Origin of the sequence: Pseudoroseicyclus tamaricis, from assembly GCF_012070395.1 — a bacterium.
Classification (GTDB): Bacteria; Pseudomonadota; Alphaproteobacteria; order Rhodobacterales; family Rhodobacteraceae; genus Pseudoroseicyclus_A; species Pseudoroseicyclus_A tamaricis.
The window spans coordinates 753,249-778,199 of record NZ_JAAFYS010000001.1 but is presented as its reverse complement, the minus strand read 5'-3'; the positions used below and the strand labels follow the sequence as shown (position 1 = coordinate 778,199).

Annotated in this window: 23 protein-coding genes; 13 read left to right on the top strand and 10 right to left on the bottom strand. The window is 69.6% G+C overall.

The features are described from left to right. Window positions 1-49: 49 nt before the first annotated feature. Window positions 50-1,615, bottom strand: a complete 1,566-nt coding sequence (locus GY170_RS03570) for an ABC transporter substrate-binding protein (RefSeq protein WP_163890010.1) — start codon at window positions 1,613-1,615, stop codon at window positions 50-52. A 205-nt stretch (window positions 1,616-1,820) separates the two neighbouring features. Beyond that, entirely contained in the window at window positions 1,821-3,308 is a 1,488-nt protein-coding gene (locus GY170_RS03565) for an aminotransferase-like domain-containing protein (RefSeq protein ID WP_163890008.1), read from the bottom strand. Between the two features lie 275 nt (window positions 3,309-3,583). Between GY170_RS03565 and GY170_RS03560 the strand changes: the two genes are divergently transcribed. From GY170_RS03560 to GY170_RS03545, 4 genes are read left to right on the top strand one after another with little or no spacing between them, the layout of a single operon-like run. Continuing rightward, entirely contained in the window at window positions 3,584-3,970 is a 387-nt protein-coding gene (locus GY170_RS03560; RefSeq protein WP_163890006.1) for a nuclear transport factor 2 family protein, read from the top strand. A 9-nt stretch (window positions 3,971-3,979) separates the two neighbouring features. Continuing rightward, window positions 3,980-5,368: an NAD(P)/FAD-dependent oxidoreductase gene (locus GY170_RS03555; RefSeq protein ID WP_163890004.1), complete on the top strand. Its 1,389-nt coding sequence runs from the start codon at window positions 3,980-3,982 to the stop codon at window positions 5,366-5,368. 17 nt (window positions 5,369-5,385) lie between these two features. Then, window positions 5,386-6,891 carry an aldehyde dehydrogenase family protein gene (locus tag GY170_RS03550; RefSeq protein WP_163890003.1) on the top strand — a complete coding sequence of 502 codons (1,506 nt, stop codon included), beginning with the start codon at window positions 5,386-5,388 and terminating at the stop codon, window positions 6,889-6,891. Between the two features lie 5 nt (window positions 6,892-6,896). After that, on the top strand, window positions 6,897-7,646 hold the full coding sequence (locus GY170_RS03545) for a sulfite exporter TauE/SafE family protein (protein WP_235937785.1): 750 nt from the start codon (window positions 6,897-6,899) through the stop codon (window positions 7,644-7,646). Window positions 7,647-7,665: 19 nt separating this feature from the next. Here the strand turns inward: GY170_RS03545 and GY170_RS03540 are convergent, their stop codons facing one another. Genes GY170_RS03540 through GY170_RS03505 form a run of 8 tightly spaced genes read right to left on the bottom strand, consistent with a single transcriptional unit; the run spans window position 7,666 to window position 16,140 of the window. After that, window positions 7,666-9,063 carry a carboxylesterase family protein gene (locus tag GY170_RS03540; protein ID WP_163890001.1) on the bottom strand — a complete coding sequence of 466 codons (1,398 nt, stop codon included), beginning with the start codon at window positions 9,061-9,063 and terminating at the stop codon, window positions 7,666-7,668. Next, the gene (locus GY170_RS03535) at window positions 9,042-9,983 is read right to left on the bottom strand and encodes an ABC transporter ATP-binding protein (protein WP_163889999.1); all 942 of its coding nucleotides are present in this window, start codon (window positions 9,981-9,983) and stop codon (window positions 9,042-9,044) included. Before GY170_RS03535 ends, GY170_RS03540 begins: the two co-directional genes overlap by 22 nt. Next, entirely contained in the window at window positions 9,980-10,987 is a 1,008-nt protein-coding gene (locus GY170_RS03530) for an ABC transporter ATP-binding protein (RefSeq protein WP_203531151.1), read from the bottom strand. Before GY170_RS03530 ends, GY170_RS03535 begins: the two co-directional genes overlap by 4 nt. Next, window positions 10,984-11,928: an ABC transporter permease gene (locus GY170_RS03525; RefSeq protein ID WP_163889997.1), complete on the bottom strand. Its 945-nt coding sequence runs from the start codon at window positions 11,926-11,928 to the stop codon at window positions 10,984-10,986. The genes GY170_RS03530 and GY170_RS03525 overlap by 4 nt, the downstream gene beginning before the upstream one ends. Window position 11,929: 1 nt before the next feature. Further along, on the bottom strand, window positions 11,930-12,817 hold the full coding sequence (locus GY170_RS03520) for an ABC transporter permease (protein WP_163889995.1): 888 nt from the start codon (window positions 12,815-12,817) through the stop codon (window positions 11,930-11,932). Window position 12,818: 1 nt separating this feature from the next. Continuing rightward, window positions 12,819-14,378 carry an ABC transporter substrate-binding protein gene (locus GY170_RS03515; protein ID WP_163889993.1) on the bottom strand — a complete coding sequence of 520 codons (1,560 nt, stop codon included), beginning with the start codon at window positions 14,376-14,378 and terminating at the stop codon, window positions 12,819-12,821. Beyond that, a complete protein-coding gene (locus GY170_RS03510) occupies window positions 14,375-14,767 on the bottom strand; it encodes an AtuA-related protein (protein WP_163889991.1) in 393 nt (130 codons plus the stop codon). The genes GY170_RS03515 and GY170_RS03510 overlap by 4 nt, the downstream gene beginning before the upstream one ends. Then, the gene (locus GY170_RS03505) at window positions 14,764-16,140 is read right to left on the bottom strand and encodes an acyclic terpene utilization AtuA family protein (RefSeq protein ID WP_163889989.1); all 1,377 of its coding nucleotides are present in this window, start codon (window positions 16,138-16,140) and stop codon (window positions 14,764-14,766) included. Before GY170_RS03505 ends, GY170_RS03510 begins: the two co-directional genes overlap by 4 nt. Before the next feature lie 93 nt (window positions 16,141-16,233). On the opposite strand from GY170_RS03505, the gene GY170_RS03500 reads away from it, so the two are divergent. From GY170_RS03500 to GY170_RS03460, 9 genes are all read left to right on the top strand, one after another. After that, entirely contained in the window at window positions 16,234-16,884 is a 651-nt protein-coding gene (locus GY170_RS03500) for a GntR family transcriptional regulator (RefSeq protein WP_163889987.1), read from the top strand. A gap of 30 nt (window positions 16,885-16,914) precedes the next feature. Then, a complete protein-coding gene (locus GY170_RS03495) occupies window positions 16,915-19,368 on the top strand; it encodes a beta-glucosidase (protein ID WP_163889985.1) in 2,454 nt (817 codons plus the stop codon). A 302-nt stretch (window positions 19,369-19,670) separates the two neighbouring features. Beyond that, window positions 19,671-19,895 (top strand): hypothetical protein, encoded by a 225-nt coding sequence (locus tag GY170_RS03490; RefSeq protein ID WP_163889983.1) that lies wholly within the window; start codon window positions 19,671-19,673, stop codon window positions 19,893-19,895. 11 nt (window positions 19,896-19,906) lie between these two features. After that, complete coding sequence (locus tag GY170_RS03485; RefSeq protein WP_163889981.1) at window positions 19,907-20,158, top strand: hypothetical protein; 252 nt, start codon at window positions 19,907-19,909, stop codon at window positions 20,156-20,158. Between the two features lie 33 nt (window positions 20,159-20,191). Next, the gene (locus GY170_RS03480; RefSeq protein WP_203531149.1) at window positions 20,192-20,887 is read left to right on the top strand and encodes an ABC transporter permease; all 696 of its coding nucleotides are present in this window, start codon (window positions 20,192-20,194) and stop codon (window positions 20,885-20,887) included. Between the two features lie 226 nt (window positions 20,888-21,113). Further along, on the top strand, window positions 21,114-22,295 hold the full coding sequence (locus GY170_RS03475) for a substrate-binding domain-containing protein (protein ID WP_163889979.1): 1,182 nt from the start codon (window positions 21,114-21,116) through the stop codon (window positions 22,293-22,295). A gap of 106 nt (window positions 22,296-22,401) precedes the next feature. Beyond that, window positions 22,402-23,163: an ABC transporter ATP-binding protein gene (locus GY170_RS03470; protein ID WP_163889977.1), complete on the top strand. Its 762-nt coding sequence runs from the start codon at window positions 22,402-22,404 to the stop codon at window positions 23,161-23,163. Beyond that, window positions 23,156-23,878, top strand: coding sequence for an ABC transporter ATP-binding protein (locus tag GY170_RS03465; RefSeq protein ID WP_163889975.1), 723 nt, complete (start codon window positions 23,156-23,158; stop codon window positions 23,876-23,878). Before GY170_RS03470 ends, GY170_RS03465 begins: the two co-directional genes overlap by 8 nt. A 37-nt stretch (window positions 23,879-23,915) precedes the next feature. Continuing rightward, window positions 23,916-24,947 (top strand): branched-chain amino acid ABC transporter permease, encoded by a 1,032-nt coding sequence (locus tag GY170_RS03460; RefSeq protein ID WP_163889974.1) that lies wholly within the window; start codon window positions 23,916-23,918, stop codon window positions 24,945-24,947. Window positions 24,948-24,951: the final 4 nt, after the last annotated feature.

Below are 24,951 nucleotides of genomic sequence, written 5' to 3'. Positions count from 1 at the left end.
CCGCGCCGGGAGAGGAGCGCGGGCGGCCGGGGAGCAGGTGTGAGTGGCCCTACTCCCAGTAGATCTCGTCCCAGGGCGACGCGGCGCCCCAGATCGAGAGCGGCATGTCGGCCAGCCCCTCCTTGTAGATGCTGAAGAAGGGGGCGACGTTGAGGTAGAGGATCGGCGCATCTTCCACGACGATCTGCTGGAACTCCTTGTAGAGCTCGGCGCGAGCGGCGGGGTCGTTCTCCATCGCCGCCTGCTCCAGCAGTTCGTCGACGCGCGGGTTCGAGTATTGCTGCGTGTTCGACCAGATGACGCCCTCGCGGATGTTGCTGGTCAGGTAGGTCCGGTTCACGCCGATCACCGGGTCGCCCCAGTTGTAGACGCTGTCGGTCGTCACGTCGAAATCGTAGCTGGAGATCCGCTGCGCCCATGTGGGGAAGTCGGGCGAGGCGCGCACCTCCACCTCGATGCCGATCTGGCGCAACTGCGAGCGCAGGTATTCGGCGAGGTTGCGGCCCATCTCGACGGAGCCGGGCAGGTAATCCACCGTCATGGTGAAGCGGATGCCGTCGCCGTCGGGCATCTGGCCCGCCTCGTCGAGGAGGGCATTGGCGCGGTCGAGATCGACGGCGTAGGTCTCCACCTCGTCCGTCGCCAGCGGCGAGGAGTTCACGATGGGGCCGGTGGAATCCGACACCAGGCCGGCCATAAGGCGGTCGTTGATGAAGCTCTTGTCGATGGCGAAGCCGATTGCCTGCCGGACGCGGGCATCGTCGAAAGGCGCCTTGGCGGTGTTGAAGGCGAGCCAGTTCAGCGCGCCGAAGCCGTCATTGCCCTCGTCGGTCACGATCAGCCCGTCGACGCCCTGCAGCCGCTCGATGTCACGCGGGCTGCCGGCGAAGGGGTAATAGTCGATGTCGCCGCGCTCTGTGGAGAGGACGAGGTTCGCCGGATCGCCGATGATCTGCACGATCACCTCGTCCATGTAGGGGCGGCCCTCGATGAAGAAGTTCTCGTTCTTCGACAGCCGGTAGAACTCGCCCTGCCGGTATTCCTCGAAGACGAAGGGGCCGGAGCCGACGGGCTCCAGGTTGGCCGGGTTCGCCTGGATGTCGCCCTCGCCGTAGACATGCTCGGGGATGATCGGCATCAGCGCCGGCGACATGGCGAGCAGCAGCGCCGGGTGGGGCTGCGCGAGGTTGATGACCGCCGTCAGCTCGTCCGGCGTGTCGACGCTCTCCACCGGGGCGAGCATCGTCTGGAACGGGTGGTTCTCCTTGATCGTCTGGATCGAGAAGGCGACGTCCGCCGAGGTGATCGGCTCGCCGTCATGGAAAGTCGCGCCCGGGGTGAGGTGCAGCGTGACGGAAAGCCCGTCCTCGGCCACCTCCCAGCTCTCGGCGAGGTAGGGCTGCGGGTTCCACTCGGCATCGTAGCGCAGCGGGCTCGCGAAGATCTGGGTGGAGGCCATGGCCGTGGCGGTGCCCGACTGGATGGCGCCGTTGAAGTGGCGCGGCACCTGCGTCGAGCCGACGATGAGCGTGCCGCCATCCTCCGGAGCCGCCTGGGCGCTGAGCGCCGCGAGGGAGACCGTGGCGGCGAGAAGTGGGCGAAGGAAATGTTTCATGTCTGCCTGCGTCCGTGCGTTCGAGTGGGAGGGGAGCGGAAGTTGACTTGCCCGATGATTGGTCAGGGTCCCGCACAATTCTTGGTCCAGCAACCTGCATTGGACTGGTCCAAGCCAGCGCCGCGCTGGGCCAGCGGGATGGGCGGGCGCGCAAGCGGGCAGAGTGCGGAGGCAGATGCCCGCAGAACGGGCAGAGCGGCCGCCCTCATGCCTCCAGCGGGGCCAGCGGGGGCGGCGCGGCGGGCCGGCCGGCGACGTCCCGCGCCGCCTCGGCGATGCGGCGCAGGCCCGCGTCGATGAGGCCCTCGTCGATATAGGCGAGGCCGAGGCGGATGAAGCGGCCCCGCTCCTGCGGCCGCACGAAAGGATCGCCCGATTCCACCAGCACCCCCAGCTCCGCCGCGCGGGCGGCGAGCGCGCCGGCCTCCACTTCCGGCGGGCATTCCAGCCAGACGCTGGAGCCGCCGGTGCCGGCGCTGCGACGGAAGCCCGGCAGATGCCGGTCCACCCCCTCGGCCAGCACCTTCCAGCGGGCGGCATGGGCGGAGCGGATGGTGCGGATGAGGCCGAGGTAGTGCCCTTCGGCGAGGAAGATCGCGGCGGTGCGCTGGTTGTTGAGCGGAGCGGAGCGGTTGATCAGCCGCCGCAGCCAGCGCGCCTCGGCGACAAGGGTCCGGTCGGCGACCATGAAGCCCAGCCGCACCCCCGGCGCCAGCACCTTGGAAAGGGTGCCGAGATAGGCGACGCGCCCGTCCCTGTCGGCCGACTTGAGGGAGGTCAGGCCCTCGGTGAAGGTCGTCTCCCCCTCGTAATCGTCCTCGATAACGATGGCGTCGTCGGCCCGGGCGCGGGCGAGCACCTCCTCCCGGCGGGCGGCGCTCATGGTGACCATCGTGGGGCACTGGTGGGTCGGCGTGATCATCATCACGTCGAGCGGGCCGGGGTGGTCCATCCGCGCGCCATCCTCGTCGACCGCCATCTCCACCAGCTCCGCCCCCGCGGCGTCGAAGATGTGGCGGGCGTCGGGGTAGCCGGGGGTCTCCACCCCCACCCGCGCGCCGGGGCGGACGAGGAGCTGGCCGAGCAGGTAGATGCCGTGCTGGATTCCGAGCGTGATCAGGATCTCGTCGGGCTCGGCGTAGATGCCCTTCTCGGGCAGGATGTGATTGCGGATCTCCTCCACCAGCATCGGGTCGTCGTCGACCGCGCGGTCCGCAGACCACCAGTCGATGGCGCCGCGGCCCAGCGCATCGCGCGAGCAGGCGCGCCAGATGTTGTAGGGGAAGAGCTTCGGATCGACCTGCCCGTAGATGAAGGGGTAGGCGTAGTCCTGCCAGTTGGAGGGCTTCACGATGTGCCGCAGCCGCGCCGGCCGCTGGCGGAGCTTGGCGTTCCAGTTCGGCCGCTGGCCGGGCGCCACCGCGGCGGTGCGCGCGCCCGCCTCGCGCACCTCGGCGACGAAGTAGCCCTTGCGCGGGACCGGCTCCAGATAGCCGCGCGCGACGAGCTCGTCATAGACCAGCGTCACCGTGTTGCGGGCGATGCCCACCTGCTGCGCGAGCTGGCGGGAAGGCATCATGCGCTGCCCGGGCGAAAGCCGGCCGCTCTGGATGGCGGTGATGAGCGAGCGGCGCAGCTGCGCCTGGATGGGCTCGGCCGCCGACTTGTCCACCAATGTGAGCGCGCCTGACATGGGCCCCGTCTCCCTCGGATGATGCGCCTCATCCTACGCCCCGCGGCGCCGGTGGCCCGCCCTGCCCCAGCGCTGCCATGCCGCGGCGCGGCACCGGCGCCCGTTCCTGCGGCAGGCTGCCCAAGGATTGGGCCGTCGGAAGGCGGCCCGGGGGGCGGCGGGGGCGGCGGCGGGTGCGGGCGCTGGCCCAATCCGAACCGCCGGGCTGGCCGTGTGCCGCCCGGGATGCCGCTGGTAGCGACTCGGATCAGGCCCAGACGCGCGAGGAACCCCCGATGACAGCAACCCTGACAGCCGCGGATCTCGCCGCGACCTTCGACGCCTTCAACCGGCACGACATCGACGGCGTCATGCGCCTCTTCGCGCCCGATGCCGTCTTCTTCGCCGTCGGCGGGTCGGAGGTCTTCGGCACCCGCTTCGAGGGGCGCGACGCCATCGCGGCAGCCTTTGAGGGCGTCTGGCAGGCGATGCCCGATGCCCACTGGGCGCACCATTCGCACCTCGTCGCCGGCGACCGCGCCGTGAGCGAGTGGGTCTTCTCCGGAACCGACGCCGCCGGAATGCGGACGGAGGCGGAGGGAGCAGACCTCTTCACGCTTCGAGATGGGCTGATCGTGCGCAAGCAGGCCTTCCGCAAGGCCCGTCCCGCCTTCGCCGCCTGAGGCCCCGCGATGAACGACATGACCGCCCTCGGCCCCACCGCCTACGACCCGAGCTATGACCCGATCATGGATCCGGGCCCGGGCCGCGGGCGCGACTATGCCCCCACCTACTGGATCGACACCGCCGGCCCCGCCCCGGAAGATGACGGCCCGGTGCAGGGCGAGGTGACCTGCGACGTCGCCGTCGTCGGCTCCGGCTATACCGGGCTCAACTGCGCCATCGCGCTGGCCCGCGACTACGGCATGGATGTCGCCGTTCTGGAGGCGAACCGCACCGCATGGGGCTGCTCCAGCCGCAATGGCGGTCAGGCGCAGATCTCCGCCGGGCGGCTCAAGCGCTCCGGCTGGATCAGGGAATACGGGCTGGAGATGGCGCAGGGGCTGCACCGCGAGATGAAGGAGGCCTTCGCCTATTTCGAGCGGGTCATCGAGGAGGGGGGCATCGACTGCGAGGCCCAGCGCGGCGGCCACTATTACATCGCCCACAAGCCGCAGGCCGTCCCGGCCCTGCAGGCGGAGGCGGAGTGCTACCGCGAGCAGTTCGGCTACCCCGCCGAGTTCCTCCCCCGCGAGGAGGTCTTCGCCCGCGCCGTGCACGACCAGGAGGCCGCCGGCGCGCTCTGGGAGCCGGACGGGACAGCCATCCATGCCGGCAAGCTCGCCTTCGGCTACCACCGCGAGGCGCGGCGCCTCGGCGTGCGCATCCACACCGGCTCCCCCGTCGCCGGCTGGGTGCGGGAGGGGAGCGGCTACCGGCTGACCACCCCGCAGGGCACCATCCGCGCCAAGGCCATTGCCATCGCCACCGCCGCCTACACCGCCGGCGCGATGAGCCCGGTCACCCGCGCGCGGCTTTTGCCCATCATCTCCAACTCCGTCGTCACCCGCCCGCTCACCGCCGCCGAGCTCGCCGCCTGCGGCTTCGCCACCCGGGCGCCGATCACCGACACGCGGACGCTGCGCCACTACTACCGCCTCCTCCCCGGCGACCGGCTGCAGATCGGCAGCCGGGGCGCCATCACCGGCCGCGACGCGCCCCAGGAGCGGCATGTCGCCTCGCTCCGCGCCGGGCTGGAGCGGAAGTTTCCGGCGCTGGCGGGGATAGAATTCGATTACTCCTGGTGGGGCTGGGTCGATGTCAGCCACGACCAGATGCCCCGCATCACCCGTCCGCGCGCCGGTGAGGCGGTCTTCTACGCCATGGGCTACGGCGGCAACGGCGTCATGTACTCCGCCCAGGCCGGCCGGCGCATGGCGCAGCTCGTCGCCGGCGAGAGCCTGCCCGACCTGCCGATCTTCAAGGGAGAGCTGAAGCATCACGGCCCGCTCACCCCCTTCCGCCGCATCGGCCAGCGGTTTCTCTACCGCTGGTACCACCTCCGCGACGAGCGGTTGTGACTTCAAAGGAGCCCGCCATGACAGACCTCCCCGCCGCCGACAGCGGCGCCGACCCGTCAGACCTCGCCGCCGCCTGGCTCGCCCGCCTCGAGGGCGTGAACCTGATCGACGGCGCGGTGGTGCCGGCGGCGGAAACGCTGGAGGTGCTGGAGCCGGCGCAGATGCGCGCCCTCGGCCGCACCGCCGCCAGCGGAGCCGCCGAGGTGGAGGCGGCCGTGGCCGCGGCGAAGGCGGCGGGCGAGGCTTGGGCGGAGACCCCGGCCCGCGACCGCGGCCGCGCCGTGCAGGCCGCCGCCCGCGCGCTGATGGCGGAGGCAGAGCCTCTCGCCCGCCTCCTCGCCCGCGAGACGGGCAAGGCCATCCGCACGGAATGCCGGGGCGAGCTGGCCGTCGCGGCGGACCTGCTGGAGATGTTCGGCGGCCTCGGCTCGGAGCTGAAGGGCGAGACGCTCCCCTTCCGCCCCGACACCTTCGCCGTCACCACCCGCGAGCCGCTGGGTGTCATCGCCGCGATCCTGCCCTGGAACGTGCCCTTGGTGCTGATGATGCTGAAGATCGCGCCGGCGCTGGTGGCGGGGAACACCGTCGTCGTGAAGGCGGCGGAGGTGGCGCCCTTCGCGACGCTGGCCGCCGCAGAGATCCTGAATGCCCACCTGCCGCCCGGCGTGCTGAACGTCGTCGTCGGCACCGGGCCGGATTGCGGCCAGCCCCTTTGCGACCACCCGGACGTGGCCAAGATCACCTTCACCGGCTCGGAGAAGGTGGGAGAGACGATACACGCCGCCGCCGCCCGCCGGCTGATCCCGGTGAGCCTGGAACTCGGCGGCAAGAGCCCGATGATCGTCTGCGACGACGTGGACTTGGACCGCGCCATCGACGGCGCGGTGACGGGCATGCGCTTCACCCGCGCCGGGCAGAGCTGCACCGCCGCCAGCCGGCTCTACGTGCACCGCTCGGTCTACGAGCCCTTCGTCGCCGGCCTCCGCGCCCGGCTGGACGCGCTGGTCATCGGCGACCCGCTGGACGAGGCGACCGACGTGGGCACCATTGTCTCCCCGGCGCAAAAGGCGACGGTCGAGCGCTACCTCTCCCTCGCCGACGCGGCGCCGGAGGCGGAGGTGATCCGCTGCGGCGCGCTGCCGGGGACGGGCGTGGCGCCCGACCTCTTCCTCCAGCCCACGCTCATCCTGCACATCGACGCGGCCTCCCCCGTCGTGCGGGAGGAGATCTTCGGCCCCGTCACCGTCATCCAGCCGTGGGACGATTGGGACGCGGTGCTGGAGCAGGCGAACGACACGACCTACGGCCTCGCTGCCTCGATCTGGACGCGCGACCTCTCCCGAGCGCTGAAGGGGACGAAGGCACTGAACGCGGGCTTCGTGCAGGTCAATGCCGGCTTCACCATCCAGCCGAACCTGAGCTATGGGGGCTTCGGCCGCTCCGGCCTCGGCAAGGAGGCATCGCTGGAATCGATGCTCGAGCATTTCACCCGGAAGAAGACGGTCATCATGGCGATGGACTGACGCGGGTGACCGTGCCGCTGGCCCTGATCGCCTGCGCCCTCGTCGGCCTCGCCGCGATCCTGCGCGGGCTCACCGGATTCGGCTTCGCGCTCGCCGCGGTGCCGATGCTGAGCCTCGTGCTGCCGCCGGAGGAGGCGGTGGTGATCTGCGTCCTCCTGCAGGCGCTGATCGGCCTGCGGGACATCGTGACGCTGCGCCGGCAGATCGACCGACGGCAGATCCTGTGGCTCTCACTCGGGGCGCTCGCCGGCACGCCGCTGGGCATCCTGACGCTGCGCTGGCTCGATGCCGATGTCATGCGGCTGGTGCTCGGCCTGATCGTCTTCGCCGCCGTCCCCGCCCTTTTGCGCCCGCCCCGCCCGTCGCCCGACGCCGCCCTCGGCCTCGCGCTGCCGGTGGGCGCGGCGTCGGGCTTCTTCGGCGGGCTGGCGGCGATGCCCGGCCCGCCCGCCATCGCCTATTTCATCCGCGCCGCGACGCCCCCGGCCCGCATGCGCGCGTCGCTGATGATCTTCTTCTTCGTGACATCGGCCATCGCCCTGCCCGGCTTCGCCCTGTCAGGCCTCGTCACCCGAAGCGCCGTCCTCCACGCGCTGCTGGCGCTGCCTGTCATGCTTGCCGGAACATGGCTGGGCGGCGAGATCTTCCGCCGCACCGCGGAGACGCATTACAAGGGCATCGCCCTCGCCATCCTCCTGGCGACCGCGCTGCTCTCCGCGGTGCGCGGCCTCGCGGCGCTTGCGGGGTGGTCCTGACCAGATAGTGGTCGCTACCTCAGCCGAAGCGGCGGTGCCCCTGCCAGCCCGGCTGGCCCGTCTCGGCCAACGCGACCAGCGCGCCTTCCATCTCGGCGGCGAGGCTCAGAGCGTCGGGGCTGCCCGCCATGTAGGGCGCGGCGCTGCCGAAGACGAAGGGCTCGTCGAAGCCGTGCGAGGCACCGAGCTTCGCCAGCTCCCCGGAGGGCGCCCAGCCGAAGGTATAGCTCGCTCCCGCCCCGCCGCCCTGCCGCTGCGCCTCGGCCGAGGCGCGGGCGGGGCCGGCGTAGATGCGCTCGGTGAGGAAGGCCTCCTCGTGGGCCGCGGGGCTGGCGCCGGGTTGGGCGGCTTCCAGCGCGGCCAGCTCGGCCTCGACGCGATCCGGGGCGAAGCGAGCGATGGTCTGACGAAGCTTGGCCGCGTCGGTCTCGCCCATGATCCCGAAGGCATACCACATTCGCGCCTCTTCCGCGGTGGAACCGAAGACGAGGCCCGCCCCCTGCCCTGCCCCTGCGGTCAGCGCCTCCATCGGGTGGCGGGTCAGGGTGACGCCGTCGAGCACGATGCCGAGCGTCCGCCCGCCCGGCGCGTTGCGCTCACCGAGGTCGCTGGCGAGCCCGGACTCCTGCGCCTGCAGGATCGTCTCCACCGGAAGCGCCTGCAGCGCGGCGAGGTCGCCTGGGCGCACCCCGGCGCGCTCGAGGAAACCCTCGGCGATGGCGGCCCCCGTCTCCGGCAGCACGATGCGGCTCGCGGGGCCGGACATCAGCCATCCCGCATGAACAGGCGGCGGCTCCGGCGCGCCGAAGAGGGCGGTGGCGGTGAAGCTGCCCGAGGACATGCCGACGAGCGTGATCCGTCCGGGGTCGCCCCCGAAGGCGGCCACGTTCTCGCGGGCCCAGTCGAGGGCCAGCGCGAGATCCAGCATGCCGCGGTTGGTGGCGGAGAGCTCGGGGAAGTGCTCGGCGAGGTGCAGGAAGCCCAGCGCGCCGGTGCGCATGTTGGGGCGGATGAGCAGGCAGCCGGTGCGGGCGGCGAAGGCGGCGCCGTCGATGGCGCCGCTGCCGGCGCTGCCGCCCTGAAAGCCCCCGCCGTAGGCATGGACGATGACCGGCGCCGGGTCGCGGCCTTCGGGCGGCGCATAGAGATCGAGGTTGAGGCAATCCTCGCCCATCGGCTCCTCGCGCCCCTGCCCGGCCCAGTCGGGCCGCGGGCGGATCACCTGCAGCGGCGCGGCGCCGGGGCGCGTGGCGTCGATCTCTCCCGGCCCCACCGGCTCCGGCGGGCGGAAGCGCAGCTCTCCCACGGGCGCCTGCCCGTAGGGGATGCCGAGGAACACGCGGGCGCCGCGCTCCTCGAACCCCGTGATCCGCCCGGCGGGGGCGGTGACCGTGCTCACCGGTCCAGCAGGTGGCACGCCGCCTCCTGCCCCTCGCCGAGCTGATGCATCACCGGCACCTCGACCTTGCAGCGATCGAAGGCATGCGGGCAGCGGGTGCGGAAGGCGCAGCCCGAGGGCACGCTGTGCGCCGAAGGGATCTCGCCCTTCAGCTTGGCGCGCTTGCCGTCTTCCTTGGGCGAGCCCGGCACGGAAGAGAGCAGCGCCTGCGTATAGGGGTGCTGCGGCATCTCGTAGATGCGGTGGCGCGGCCCCCTCTCCATGATCTCGCCGAGATACATGACTGCGATCTGGTCACACATGTACTGCACAACACGCAGGTCATGGCTGATGAAGAGCATCGTGGTGCCATGCTCGGCCTGCATGTCGCGCATCAGGTTGAGGATCTGCGCCTGCACGCTGACGTCGAGCGCGCTCACCGGCTCGTCGGCGACGATCAGCTCCGGCTCCGTCGCCAGCGCGCGGGCAATGGCGATGCGCTGGCGCTGGCCGCCGGAGAATTCGTGCGGGAAGCGATCCATCGCGGCGGCGGGCAGGCCAACCTCGGCCAGCAGCGCCTCGCCCCGGGCGCGACGCTCGGCGTCATTGCGGCCGAGGCCATGCACCGATTGCGGCTCCGTCAGCGTCTCGCCCACGGTCATGCGCAGGTTGAGCGAGCCGAAGGGGTCCTGGAAGATCATCTGCATCTTCCGGCGCTGGCGGCGGAGCTTGTCGCCCTTGAGGGCGCGCAGGTCCGTCTCGCCGAAGCGGATCTCACCCGAGGTCGGCTCGATGAGGCGCAGCACGAGCCGGGCAACGGTGGACTTGCCCGAGCCGCTCTCGCCCACCAGCCCGAAGGTCGAGCCGCGCGGAATGCTGAGGTCGACATCGCGGACGGCTTTGACGTTGCCGAAGGACTTGGTGAGACCCTTCGTCTCCAGGAGGGCGGGGGCGCTCATGTCCTCTCCTCCGTCAGGGGGTGCCAGCAGCGCACGTCGGGCATCGGGGCTCCCTCCAGCGGGGGGCGGATGGCGCATTTCTCCGTCGCGCGGGAGCAGCGGGGCGCGAAGCGGCAGCCCTCGGGCCATGCACCGATCTGCGGCACGCTGCCGCCGATGGGCACGAGGCGCTCAAGACCGGTGCCGGGCACCGCGTCGATCAGACCGCGGGTGTAGGGGTGATGCGGCGCGCGCGTCACCTCCGCCGCCGTCGCCGTCTCCACCACGTCGCCGGCATACATCACGACGGCGCGGTCGCAGAAATCGCCCACCACCTCGAGGTCATGGGTGATGAAGAGCATGGCGACGTCGAACTCGCGGCGCATCTTCTCCATCAGGTCGAGCACCTGCGCCTGGATGGTCACGTCGAGCGCCGTGGTGGGCTCGTCGGCGATCACCAGCGAGGGGTCGCAGGAGAGGGCGAGCGCGATCATCACGCGCTGGCGCATGCCGCCCGACAGCTGGTGCACATAGCCCTTCAGGATGTCCTTCGGGCGCGGGATACCGACGAGGTCGAGCAGCTCCGCCGCCCGGGTCATCGCCGCGCTCCTCGAGAGGCCGAGGTTGTGGCAGAGCGTGTCGGTCATCTGCCGGCCGATGCGCAGCGTCGGGTGCAGGGCCGTCATCGGCTCCTGAAAAATGAAGCCGATCTCGCTGCCGCAAAGCGCGCGGCGGCGCTTCGGCGAGAGGTCCAGCACGTCGCGGCCGTTGATGCGCAGCCGCCCCGTCACCTTGGCGCCGCGCGGCGGCAGGCCCATGATGGCGCTGGCGGTCATCGACTTGCCGCAGCCGCTCTCCCCCACCAGCGCCACCGCCTCGCCCCGGCGGACGGAGAAGGAGACATCGGTGGTGATGGGCACGTATTTGCCGTCGATGGGCAGGGCGACGCCGAGGTTTTCGGCCTCCAGCACCACCTTGGTCTCGGTTCCGGCGCCGGGCGCCGCGGTCATGTCGAGCGGGCTCATTGGTAGCGGATCCTTGGGTCGAGCACAGCGTAGAGCAGGTCGATGACGAGGTTCAGCACGGCCAGCACGAGGCTGATCGTCAGCACCCCGCCCTCCACCAGCGGGTAATCGCGGCGAGCGACGGCCTCCACCAGCATCCGCCCCAGCCCCGGCAGCGCGAAGACGATCTCGATCGCGACGGCCCCGCCCAGCATGTAACCGGCGGCAAGGCCGGCAACGGTGAGCACGGGTATCGAGGCGGTGCGCATGGCGTAGCTGCCGATCACCTTGCGCTCGGGCAGCCCTTGGGCGCGGGCGGTGGTGATGTAGGGCTCGTCCATCACGTCGAGCATCGAGGAGCGCATCATCCGCGTCATCAGCGCCGATTGGCGGATGCCGAGCGCCAGCGCCGGCAGGAAGATCGACGCCCCGAAGGCGATGAGCCCGGCCGAGGGCGGCGTCCATCCCGAAACGGGGAACCAGCGCAGGGTGACGGAGAAGAGGAAGATGAGCAGAAGCGCGAACCAGAACTCCGGCAGCGAGATGCCGAGGACGGCGCTGGTCACCACGCCCCGGTCGACCGGGTTGTTGCGGTTGAGCGCCGAGATCACGCCCATGACCACGCCGATCACGATGGCCAGCGTCAGCGCCACGAGGGTGAGCAGGATCGTCACGCCGGCATAGCGGGGGATCACCTCCATCACCGGCTCGCGGAAGAAGATCGAATTGCCGAGGTCGAGCGTGAAGATGCCCTTGAGCCAGAGCAGGAACTGCACCGGCAGCGGCTGGTCGAGCCCCAGCTCGGCGCGGAGAGCGGCGAGCTGGTCGGCGGTGGCCTGATCGCCCAGCATCATCCCCGCCGGGTCGCCGGGGGCGAGGCGCAGGAGCAGGAAGACCATGATCAGCGGCACGAAGATCGTGGGCAGAATGAGCAGGAACCGCTTCGCGAGATAGCGCAGCATGTCAGCGCCTCCTTGCCAGGCGCGGATCGAGCAGATCGCGCAGGCTGTCGCCCAAGAGGTTGAGGGCGAGAATGGTGAGCATGAGGGCGAGGCCGGGGAAGATGACGATCCACGGCGCCTGGCTGATGTAGTTGCGCGCCTCCGTCAGGGCATTGCCCCAGGAGATGTCGGTCGGGCCGATGCCGACGCCGATGAAGCTGAGGGCGGCCTCGCCAAGGACCGCGGCGGAGAAGATGAACGAGGCCTGCACAAGGATCGGCGACATCACCGCCGGAAGGATATAGCGCCGGAAGATACGCCCGGTCGGCACGCCGGTGGCGCGGGCGGCCTCGATCATCTGCGCCTCGCGCACCACCAGCACCTGCCCACGCACGACGCGGAGGGAGGGCGAGATGAGCACGATGGTCAGCGAGATGATGACGGTGGAGATGGCCGGTCCGAGAAAGCCGGCGGCGGCCGTGGCGAGCACGATGCCGGGGAAGGCCATCAGCCCGTCGACAAAGCGCATCAGGATCACGTCGACCGCCCGGTAAAAGCCCGAGAGCAGGCCGAGGATCGTCGCCAGCCCCATGGAGATGACGGTGACGACGAGGCCGACGAGCAGCGTGGTGCGCGAGCCGTGCACGACGATGCGGAACACGTCGCGGCCGAGGTTGTCTGTGCCGAAGAAGTACTCTGCGCCCGGCGGCGTGAAGCGCACGACCGGGTTCACCCGCATCGGGTCGCCCGGCGCGATGAGCGGCGCGAAGATCGCCATGAGGGCGAAGGCGACCAGTAGCGCGAAGCTCAGCACCGCCGTGGGATTGCGCACGAACCTCTGCAGGAAGCTGGGGGCCCGAGGCGCGCGAATGGCTTCGCGCGCCTCTGCCTGTGTGTCAGCCGCCGTCATCTTACTCGGCCGGCGGAGCGTAGTTGTAGAAGGTGTAGCCGCCCACGGCCGTGGTCGTGTAGCCTTCGACGCCCTCGCGCACCCCGTACATGTTGGCCTCGGTGCCGTACTTGATGAAGGGGAACTGGTCGTAGGCCAGCGCGTGCACCTCTTCGAAGATCGCCTTGCGCTCATCGGGGTCGATGGTCTCGGCGAGCTGGGCCATCAGCTCCATCTTCTCCGGGTCGGTCCAGAAGCCCGGGTAGGTCGGGTTCAGGTAGGCGATGGAGGTCGGGTCGATATACGTGGGCAGGAAGCTGGAGAAAGCGTCCATCTGCGTCGGATCGGCGCGCATCTGGATGTAGTTCGCCATCGGGTTTTCCTGGATCTCCACGTTGATCCCGTAGTCGCCCAGCTGCTGGGCCACGGTCACCGCGGTCAGGAAGTGCTTCTGGTATTGCTCGGAGGCCACCAGCCAGCGGATCGGCTCGCCGTTGTAATCGGAGGCCGCGAGATATTCCTCCACCTTCGCCGGGTCGGGCTGGCCGAACTCGTCGATGCCGGCGGTGGTGTACCAGAAGCTGTTCGGGTCGGGGATCCAGCTGCCGTCGATCTCGTAGAACTCGGGGTTGCCGACGGAGGCGAGCATGATCGGCTCCATCTCCAGCGCGTGGTAGATGGCGCGGCGCAGGTTCACATCGGCCATCACGCCTTCCTGCGTGTTGAACACCGCCGTCAGCGACTGGTTGTTGGCGACGATGACCGGCTGCACGCCCGGGGCGCTCTCCAGCTGCTCGTAGAAGTCGGTCGGCAGCTCCATCGCCACGTCGATCTCGCCGGTGACGAGGCTGTCGCGGCGGACGGAGGGTTCCGGCATCAGCCGCAGCATGATCTCGTCGGCCCAAGCGTGCTTCATGCCGGCCTCGCCGGAGGATTCCTCCTCGCGGGGCTGGTAGTCTTCCCAACGCGTCAGCGTGACGCCCTGGTCGGCGCGGTAATCGGTGAGCGTGTAGGGGCCAGTGCAATCGAGGCCGGAGAGGGCTTCGGTCGCCGATGCGTCGCCGATGGACGAGGCGGACATGATGACCGCCTGCGTGCCGGCCAGCAGGCCGGGGACGATGGGCGTCGGGCCGGTCAGCTGGATCTCGACGGTCATGTCGTCGGGGGCGCTGATGCTCTCCGTCACCGCGGCGAAGGAGGCGCCGATGCCGGCGGCGGCGCGGAAGCGCTCGAGCGAGGCGACCACGTCGGCCGAGGTGAGCGGCTCGCCGGACTGGAAGGTGAGGCCATCGCGCAGCGTGATCGTCAGCAGAGTGCCGTCGTCGCTGTACTCGAAGCTCTCGGCCAGCATGGGCTGCGGCGTCCAGCTGTTGTCGACGGCGAAGAGCCCTTCGCAGACGACGGCGGCGGTCATCCAGTTGATGCCGAAGGTCGTCACAACCGGGTCGGGCTGCGGCGGCATCTGGCTGATGCCGACGGTGAGCGTGCCGCCCTGCTCCTGCGCGGCGGCGGCGCCGGCGATCATCGCGGCACCGGCCAAGAGCGCGGCCTTCGTGCCAAGACGTGTCATCGAATGTCTCATGTCGTGGTCTCCTCCTGGTATCGTTTTGTGGGCCCCGTCTCCTCCAGGCCCAGCTCTGCAGCGCGCGCGGCACTGATCTCTACGGCCATCCCCAGCACGTGGAACGAGAGGGTCTTGCCATGCGTGTCGACGGCGAGCGCGGAGTTCACCCCGCCCTCCAGCGCGTCTTCGATCACGAAATTCATCGCCGCCAGATGCGGCAGCAGGTAGCGGGTGGCCGAGCTGGCGCCCCGGTGACGGAAGAGCGCGAGGATGCGCGCTTCGGTCACCTGCTCGGTGAGCGTGTTCCAGTCGGCGGCGTCATAGGCGATGACGCTGACGTTCAGCCGGTTGCCCTTGTCGCCGGTGCGGCCATGGGCCAGCCGGTGCAGGGGAACACGCACGCTCATGCCGGCACCTCCTCGCCGTAGAAGGCGACGTGCGGGCGCACGGCCTCGCGGCGCACCAGCACGGAGCGGGTCACGAAGCGCGGCACGGCGGAGATGCGCACCCCGCCGCCGCCCGCCGGGCCGCAGCAATAGAGCGCGTTCACCTCATGGTTGGCGGCGCGGACGGCCGTTTCGCTGCCGCCGAAGGCGAAGCGCACGCGGTATTCACCGTCTGCCGGGCCGCGATCTGCGGCGCGAAGCGAGCCGCCGTCATCGTCGAAGACGCTGACGGTGCCGAGGATATCGGCCCGCATCCGCGGCGGCTCGGGCGCGCGGGAGACGCGGGTGCGGATCACCTCCGCCGCCAGCTCGGCGCGGGCGCGGGCATTGGGGCCGGCGTAGGAGATCTCGGCCTCGCCCAGCCATTCGCCGCGGTAGCTCACCGTCGCCTTCAGCCGCTGGGGCGCGGCATGGCCCCGGGCTCCCGCGACGGCGACGCGGTTCTCGCCCACCTCGGTGATCGTCGCCTGCGTCAGGTCGAGCGCCACATCCGGGGTGAGATAGGCGGCGGGATCGTGGATCTCGTAGAGCATCTGCTCCAGCACCGTCATCCGGTCGACGCGCCCGCCAGTGCCGGCGGGCTTGGTGACGACGAAGCTGCCATCGGCCGAGACTTCGGCGAGGGGAAAGCCCACATCGGCAAGGTTCGGCACGTCCTTCACGCCGGGGTCGGCAAAATAGCCGCCAGAGACCTGGCTGCCGCATTCGAGAAGGTGCCCGACGAGCGTGCCGGCGGCGATGCGGTCTAAATCATCGAAATCCCAGCCGAAATGCGCCACGAGCGGGCCGAGCGCCAAAGCCGGGTCGGCGATGCGCCCGGTCACCACGATATCGGCACCGGCCTTCAGCGCCTCGGCGATGGGCGCGGCGCCGATGTAGACGTTCACCGCCACCGGCTCCCCCGACGGCTGGGCCAGCGTGCCGTCGCCATCCCAGGCCACGGCATCGTCCAGCGCGGGGCTGCCGAGCAGATCGTCGCCCGTCACCACGGCGATGCGGGGGGTGAGGCCCCGCTCCTTCGCCATGGCTGCGATGAGGCGGGCCGCACCCTCGGGATTGGCGCAGCCGAAATTGCCGACGATGCGGATGCCGGCGTCGAGCGCGGGCTTCAGAATCGGACCGAGGTACTGCGGCAGGTAGGGGTCATACCCCGCCTGCGGGTCGGCGGCGCGGGCCACCTGCCCCAGCGCCAGCGTGCGCTCGCCCATCGTCTCGAAGATCAGCGCCCCGCCCTGCCCCATCGCCGCCATCGCTGCGACAACGGGCTGCGCCGCGTCGATCCTGTCGCCCGAAAAGCCGGCGCCACTGCCAATGATGAACGGTGTCTCCCCCATGGCCGGGAGTTATCATCAAGATTCTCGATAATGTCAACGCTAATTGAATCGCCCCTTTTCTTGGGCTAGTCTGGCCTCAGAGCGAGGACAGACATGGCGAAAGACACCGCCCGCCCCGATTGGGCACAGATCACGGAAAGCCTGAGCCAGGACATCATCCTCGGCCGCCGGCACCCGCGCGAGCGCCTGATCGAGGACGACGTCATCGCGGAGACGGGGGCGACCCGCCACGCCGTACGCCGCGCCTTCGACGAGCTGGAAAAGCAGGGCCTCGCCGAGCGCCAGCCCAACCGCGGCATCCGCGTGCGCGACTACCCCGCCGAGGAGGTCGAGGCGCTCTACGAGATCCGCGACGCGCTGGAGCGGCGCGCCGCCCTGCGCTTCACCGCCCCTGCCCCAGAGGCGCTGCTGGCCGAGCTGACCCGGATCGCCGATGCGCACGAGGCCGCATGCGAGGCCGACGACATGCAGCTGATCTTCGAGCAGAACAACCGCTTCCACGCCGCCATCTACGGCGCCTGCGGCAACCCGCAGCTGGCCGAGGCGATCCACCATTACACGGTGACGACCCAGCCGATCCGCACCCGCGCCTTCCCCTTCGCCCGCGAACGCCAGCGCGCCATAGCCGAACATCGCGAGATGATCGAAGCTTTGCGGCGGAGCGACGGGCCCGAGCTGGCGGAGATTATCAGCCGGCATATCGCGGGCCCCAAGAACGTGTTCCTCAGCGCCTACGCCGTCTGAGCCCCCTTTCAGCCTTCAAGGATAGCACCGATGACAGACACCCCCCGCACCGCGGATGCCCTGATCGACGAGCTGACGCTGGAGGAGCAGGTCTCCCTGCTCTCGGGCCAGGATTTCTGGTCGGTCAACCCGATCCCCCGCCTCGGCATCGGCACCTTGCGCGTGACCGACGGGCCGAACGGCGCGCGCGGCGGCGGCGGGCTGATCGGCGGCGTCTCGGCGGCGGCGTTCCCGGTGGGCATCGCCCTCGGCGCGACGTGGGATCCCGAGCTGGCCGAAGAGATCGGCGCGGCGCTGGCGGACGAGGTCAAATCGAAGAGCGCCCATGTCTCGCTGGCGCCCACCGTGAACATCCAGCGCTCCGTCACCAACGGGCGCAACTTCGAATGCTACTCGGAGGACCCGGAGCTGACCGCCCAGCTCGGCGCGGCCTATGTGCGCGGCCTGCAGGGCAAGGGCATCGCGGCGACTATGAAGCATTACGCCGGCAACGAGAGCGAGATCGAGCGCACCACCATGAGCTCCGACATCTCCGAACGGGCGATGCGCGAGATCTACCTGCGCCCCTTCGAGGCCGCGGTGAAGGAGGCCGGCATCTGGGCGCTCATGTCGGCCTACAACAAACTGAACGGCACCTATGCCTCTGAGAACCCGTGGCTTCTGGACGAGGTGCTGCGCGGCGACTGGGGCTATGACGGCATCGTCATGTCCGACTGGTTCGGCTCGCATTCCACCGCCGAGACGGTCAAGGCGGGGCTCGACCTCGAGATGCCGGGGCCGACGCGCGACCGCGGCGAGAAACTCGTCGCCGCCGTGCAGGCGGGCGAGGTCAGCGCCGAGGTGGTGCGCACCCGCGCCCTCGCCGTGCTCCGCCTGATGGAGCGGGTGGGCCTGCTGGAGGGCGAGCATCCCTTCGAGGAGGTCGCCGATGACCGCCCCGAGACCCGCGCCCTCATCCGCCGGGCCGGCGCGGCGGGCACGGTGATGCTCAAGAACGACGGCCTGCTGCCGCTAAGCCTGCCCAAGGGCCAGATCGCCGTGATCGGCCCCAATGCCAAGGCAGCCCGCATCATGGGCGGCGGCTCGGCACAGCTCAATCCGCATTACAGCGTCTCGCCCTGGCAGGGGCTGGCCGAGCGGCTGGGCGAGAGCGCCCTCACCTTCGCGCCCGGCTGCACCAACCACCGGTGGGAGCCGATCTGGCAGGGACCGCTCAAGGCGGAGTTCTTCGAGGGCACCGAGCTGTCGGGAGAGCCCGTCCACAGCGAGGAGATGGCCAGCGCCGAGGCCTTCTGGGTGCCGCCCGTGGCCAATGGCAAGGTGAACCCGACCCGCTTCTCGGCCCGCCTCACCGGCAGCTTCACCCCCGAGGAAACCGGCCCCTACCGCTTCGGCATCCATGCCACCGGCCCGGCCCGGATGCTGGTCGATGGCAAGGTCGTCGCCGACGCCATGAGCGACTTCACCCGCGGCCGCACCTTCTTCGAGGAAGGCTCCGACGAGGTGGTGGGCGAGGTCAATCTGGAGGCCGGACGCAGCTACGAGGTCACCGCCGAGTTCGCCGCCAGCGAGGGCAAGATGCTCACCTTCTCCGCCCTCCGCGCCGGCATCGGCCAGCCGCTCGGCGACGACGCCATCGCCGAGGCGGCGCGGATCGCGGGCGAGGCCGAGACGGCGCTCGTCTTCGTCGGTCGCTCGGGAGAGTGGGACACCGAGGGCTCCGACCTCGAGGACATCCGCCTGCCCGGCCGGCAGGACGAGCTCGTTGCCGCCGTTTGCGCTGCCAACCCGCGCACCGTGGTGGTGCTGCAAACCGGCGGCCCGGTGGAGATGCCGTGGCTCGGCGAGGCGGCGGCGGTGCTGCAGGCGTGGTACCCCGGCCAGGAAGCCGGCAATGCCATCGCCGACGTGCTCTTCGGCGATGCCGAGCCCGGCGGCCGCCTGCCGCAGACCTTCCCCCTGCGCATCGAGGACAACCCGACCTGGACGAATGACCCCACGGTCTATCCGGGCGTGGACGGCCACGTGCGCTACCAGGAGGGCGTCTTCACCGGCCACCGCCATTACGACGCCAAGGGCATCGCCCCGCTCTTCCCCTTCGGCTTCGGCCTCAGCTACGCCAGCTTCGCGCTGTCGGGCCTGTCTGTAACGGCCGCCGAAGACGGTGCCGAGGCGCGGCTGACGGTGGAGAACACCTCCGGCCGCGCCGGCAGCACCGTGGTACAGCTCTACGTCGGCGCAGAAGCACCGCCGGTGGAGCGCCCGGCGCGGGAGCTCAAGACCTTCGCCAAGGTGGCGCTGGAGCCGGGCGAGCGCCGCGAGCTGGTGCTGCCGCTCCCCGCCCGCGCCTTCGCCTATTTCGACGAGACGGCGGGGGACTGGCACGTCGCGCCGGGGCGCTACACCGTCTTGGCCGGAACCTCGGCAGCGGATCTGCCGCTGACGGCTACCTTGGAGTTGGCGGACGCGCGCCTGCCCCGCTGACGCCCCGGGACCGGGACATCCGCCATCGCGGATGTCCCGGCCATCACCGCGGCTGGAAGCGACCCTCTGTTTCGCTCGTGATGCGGGAGATGCCCGAGCTTCGTGGCCAGCATGGGACGGGCCACTGGCCTACTCAACCTGCGTGCCGGCGTCCGAGCCCGGAGGCAGCTGCGATAAGGCCGGCGCATAGCTGATCGAACTTATTGCGCTTTCAGCGCAACTCCCGCCCACGATCCGCTTCACCCACAGGCCCGGCCTTGCATGAGGAAAGCGAGCGGGCGCGAGGATTTAGGGAGGGGATAATGCCCAGATTGCTGACCGCTGCCTCGGCGGCGATACTCATGTCGTTCGGCCCGGCCACCGCCGAAGCCACCAACGGCCCGGACGTCATCGCCCTGGCGAACCAGCTCGACAACACCACCTTCGAGCGGGACAAGATCGAGATCGGCGACCGGGTGTCCTACTGGAAGCCCGCCTTCGAGACGCTGCTGACGATCATGCCCGATGGCTCGCCAGCGCCCTCATAGGAATCGGTGGGATGAGCGCGCACCATCTCGAAGACGATCTGGGGGAAGCGCCGGTGCATCTCGACCATGACGACCGGCAGGATGATCGAGCGCGAGACCGGCCCGGCACCGATGCCAATGCCCTCCGCGCGAAGCTCCTCGTCCGTCAGCTCCCATTGTCGCATCTGCCGCAGCGAGGCGGAGAGCACCTTGATCCCGAAGAGCGTCGGCCGAACCCCGCGCGCATGACGCTCGACGAGCGGGCGGCCGAAGTACTTCTCTAGCTGGGCGGCTCGTGGACTTCGAATTCCCGCGTCGTGAAGGAGCTCGGGCGTCGACTGCCCGTCACGCTTTCCGTCGTGGGCATCGCGGTCGCGTTCATGGCGATCCTCTCGGCGCTCCTCGGGGTCACCGCGGCCGTTCGCGGCGGCTGGTCCGACCGGCTGATCCAGGTGGGCGGCGTGATCGGCTTCGCCCTGCCGTACTTCTGGCTGGCGCTGATGCTGGTTGTCCTCTTCGCGGTGGAGCTGCGCTGTCTGCCGGCGACGGGAAACATCTCTTTCGGCGCCTCGCCCTCCGCCTGTCTCGCCTCGCTGGTGCTTCCGGTCGCGGCGCTGGCCTTCTCAGGCATCGCCTCCTCCTCGCAGCAGGTGCGCGGCGCTGTGATCGACGCGCTCCGGCAGGATTACGTGCGCACCCTGCGCGCCCGCGGCGTGAGCCCCCGCTCGGTGCTCTTCCGCCACGTGCTGCGCAACGCCATGCCCGCCGCGCTCACCGTGCTGTCGGTGCAGTTCATCGGGCTGCTCGGCGGCGCGGCCATCATCGGGCGGGTCTTCGCCATCCCCGGGCTCGGCTTGCCCAAAGCCGCCGTTCGGCCAACGCCAATGAAATGTCGGCTATACGAAGGGGAAAGCCTGTCTCCATACGGGCAGCCTAGTGGCGTTGCTGTCAGACGGATTCGAACCAGACTCGGCTTGCCGACTGGGCAAGGGGAATTGCACATAGAGCATTAACGCGAGGCAGATGATGTCTCGGCGGGTCCTGAGGTAGCGGATCGGGTTCGGCTGGGGCATGATCGCAGGCTACGCCGTCCTGCCCCGCTCAAGCAGATCCTCTGACCCCTCCATAGCGCGGGAGCGCGGAAAGGGGTTGAGGGCGTAGCGTGGCAGCGATCCCGACCTTGACCTGAATGAGCGTTCATGTTCCAACATCTCCACAGAAACCAGGGAGGAGACTGGTATGTCGACATTGAAACGCGCGGGGGCCGCGGCGATTGCGCTCGCGATCGGCGGAACAGCAGCACAGGCGGACATTCGCATCGCGCATGTCTATGGCCAGACCGGAGCGCTGGAGGCCTATGCGGAGCAGAGCCACATCGGGCTGATGCTCGGGCTCGAATATGCGACCGATGGCACGATGGAGATCGACGGCGAGCCGATCACCGTCATCGAAAAGGATACGCAGGCCGATCCGGCCACAGGGCGCGCCGTGCTGGCGGAAGCCTATGGCGACGACGATGCGCAGATCGCGGTCGGAGGGGTCAGTTCGGGTGTCGCGCTGGCGATGCTGCCGGTGGCGCAGGAATATGAGCGGCTCCTGATCGTGGAACCCGCGGTGGCGGACTCGATAACCGGAGAGGCGTGGAACCGCTACATCTTCCGCACCGGGCGGAACTCCTCGCAGGATGCCATCGCGAACGCGGTCGCCCTTGGCGGCGAGGACGTGAAGATCGCGACGCTCGCGCAGGATTATGCCTTCGGGCGCGACGGCGTGGCGGCCTTCCGGGAGGCTCTCGCCGACACCGGCGCCGAGATCGTGCACGAGGAATACGTGCCGACGGACACCACAGACTTCACCGCAGCCGCCGAGCGGATCTTCAACGCGATGGAGGGTGAAGACGGCGACAAGAAGCTGTTCATCATCTGGGCCGGCGGCGGCAACCCGATGGGCAAGATCAACGCGATGGACCCGTCCCGCTACGGCGTCGAGATCGCGACGGGCGGCAACATCCTCGCCGCGCTGACCGCGTACCGGGAACTGCCGGGCCTCGAAGGGGCGACGTATTACTACTACGAGATCCCCGACAACGAGGTGAACGACTGGCTCGTCGAGCAGCACATGGAGCGCTACGACTCGCCGCCGGACTTCTTCACCGCGGGCGGGATGGCAGCGGGCATCGCCGTGGTCGAAGCCATCCGCAGGGCCGGCGGCGCCGACGATACCGAGGCGCTGATCGAAGCGATGGAAGGCATGGAGTGGGAGACCCCGAAGGGCACCATGATGTTCCGCCCCGAGGATCACCAGGCGCTGCAGTCGATGTATCACTTCACGACCGAGGTGCAGGAGGGCAAGGATTACGGCGTGCCGGTCCTCGTCCGCGAACTGGGGATCGACGACATGGACATTCCGATCCGGAATTGATCCGCGTGGCGGGGCCCGCACGGGCCCCGCCACCGTCCGCAGCCGGACGCGATTTTGCACTTTTTCGAGACAGCTCCGCCTTGGATGCAATTCCACGGGACGATCGATGACCGACCTTCTGCAGACCCAGGACCTGACGGTGCGCTTCGGCGGGCATGTCGCCGTCGACGCCGTGACCTGCGCCTTTCGCGCAGGCGAGCTGACGGCCATCGTCGGCCCGAACGGCGCGGGGAAAACCACCTATTTCAACCTGATCTCCGGCCAGATCCCGGCGAGCTCCGGCACTGTCCGCCTGATGGGCGAGCCGATCGACCGGCTTTCGGCGTCGGAACGCTGCCGCCGCGGGCTGGGCCGTGCGTTCCAGCTGACCAGCCTCTTCCCCGGCCTTTCGGTGCTGGAGAATGTCCGTCTCGCGATCCAGGCGCACCGGCCGGTCCGTGGGTCGCTTTTTTCCATGGCGACGAGCCACGAGGCACTGACAACCGAGGCGACGTCGGTTCTCGAACGCGTCCGGCTCGACAATGTCCGCGACCAGCCCGTCAGCGAACTCAGCCACGGCAACCAGCGCAAGCTGGAGGTGGCGATGCTGATCGCGCTCGACCCCAAGGTCTACATGTTCGACGAGCCGACCGCGGGGATGAGCGCGGACGAGGCGCCCGTGGTGCTCGACCTCATCGCCGAACTGAAGGCCGATACCGACCGCACGATCCTGCTGGTCGAGCACAAGATGGACGTGATCCGCACCCTCGCCGACCGGATCATCGTGCTGCACAACGGCGAGCTGGTGGCCGATGGCGACCCTGCCGAGGTCATGGCCTCGGATGTCGTGCAGGAGGCCTACATGGGCAAGGGGCTCAGCGATGTCTGACGCGATCCTCCGGATAGAGAACGTCCATACCGACATCGCGCAGTATCATATTCTGCACGGCGTCGATCTTCAGGTGCCGCGCGGCGCCGTCACGATGCTGCTGGGGCGCAACGGGGTGGGCAAGACCACGACCCTGCGCACGATCATCGGCCACTGGCCCGCGCGCGAGGGGCGGATCGTCTTCGACGGCGACGACATCACCGCCCTCAAGACGTCGGAGCGGGCGCGGGCCGGGATCGGCTACGTTCCCGAGGACATGGGAATCTTCTCGGACCTGACGGTCGAGGAGAACATGGTGCTCGCCGCCGCCTCCGGCCCGCTGGACACAGGCCGGCGCGACCGGATCTTCGAGGCCTTCCCGCCGCTGCGCACCTTCTGGCGGTCGCCGGCGGGAACGCTGTCGGGCGGGCAGAAGCAGATGCTGTCCATCGCGCGGGCGATGGCCGAGGAACGCAGGCTGTTCCTGATCGACGAGCCGACCAAGGGCCTTGCCCCTGCCATCGTCTCGACCATGGCGGGCGCACTGCGGGACCTGAAGCGACAGGGCGCGTCGATCCTGCTGGTCGAACAGAACTTCGCGGTGGCCAAAGCCTTGGGCGATTTCGCCGCCGTCATGGATGACGGGCGGATCGTCTGGGCTGGCGAGATGGAGCAACTGGCCACGGATGCAGGGCTGCAGGAGCGGCTGATGGGTCTCAGCATGGAGGCGGGCTGATGCTTGCGGGAGAAAACCGAATTCTGGAGCAACGGGCATGAGTGCCGCGCCCGATCACCGGCCGAGGATGGCCGACCTGCCCCTGGGCGAGCGCATCGCGAAGGCGATGCCGGTGCTGCTGGTGCCGATCCTCCTCGTCCTGGGATTTCTCGCCATCGGCAATCCGTCCAGCTGGCTGACGCTCACGGTGTCGGGGCTGGCGATGGGCATGATGATCTTCATCATGGCCTCGGGTCTGACGCTGGTCTTCGGCCTGATGGACGTCATCAACTTCGGGCACGGCGCCTTCATCTCCGTCGGGGCCTTCGTCGGCATCAGCGTCGTCCTGGCCCTGGCCGAATGGGCGCAGGCGCCGTCCCTGCTGCTCAACCTCGGCGTCGTCCTGCTGGCCGTGCTGGCGGCGATGGCGATCACCGGCATGCTGGGCTGGGCCTTCGAGCGGGTCATCGTGAAGCCCGTCTACGGCGCCCATCTCAAGCAGATTCTCGTGACGGTCGGCGGCCTGATTGTCATCGAGCAGCTGATCCACGTGATCTGGGGCCCGGACGAGATCTTCTTCGCCCGGCCAGAGATGCTCAAGGGCGCCGTCACCTTCTGGGGCGCCGCGCTGGAGAAATACCGCCTGCTGGCGGTTGCGATCGGGCTCGTTCTCTTCGTCGTCATGCGGCTGGTGTTCCGCCGCACCCGGATCGGCCTCATCGTCCGCGCGGGCGTCGAGAACGGCGAGATGGTCGAGGCGCTCGGCTACCGCCTGCGGCTCGTCTTCATCGGGGTCTTCATCGCCGGCTCGGCGCTGGCGGGGCTCGGCGGGGTGATGTGGGGCCTCTACCAGGAGGTCATCACCGCGGGCATGGGCGAGGAGATGATGATCCTCGTCTTCATCGTGGTCATCATCGGCGGCCTGGGCTCGGTCGAGGGGGCCTTCATCGGCGCGCTGCTGGTGGGGCTTCTGCAAAACTACATCGCCTTCCTCGAACCGAAGCTGGCGCTGATTTCCAATATCGCGCTGCTGACCGCGATCCTCATGTGGCGTCCGCAGGGCATGATGCCCGTGGTCAAGGCGAAGTGAGGCC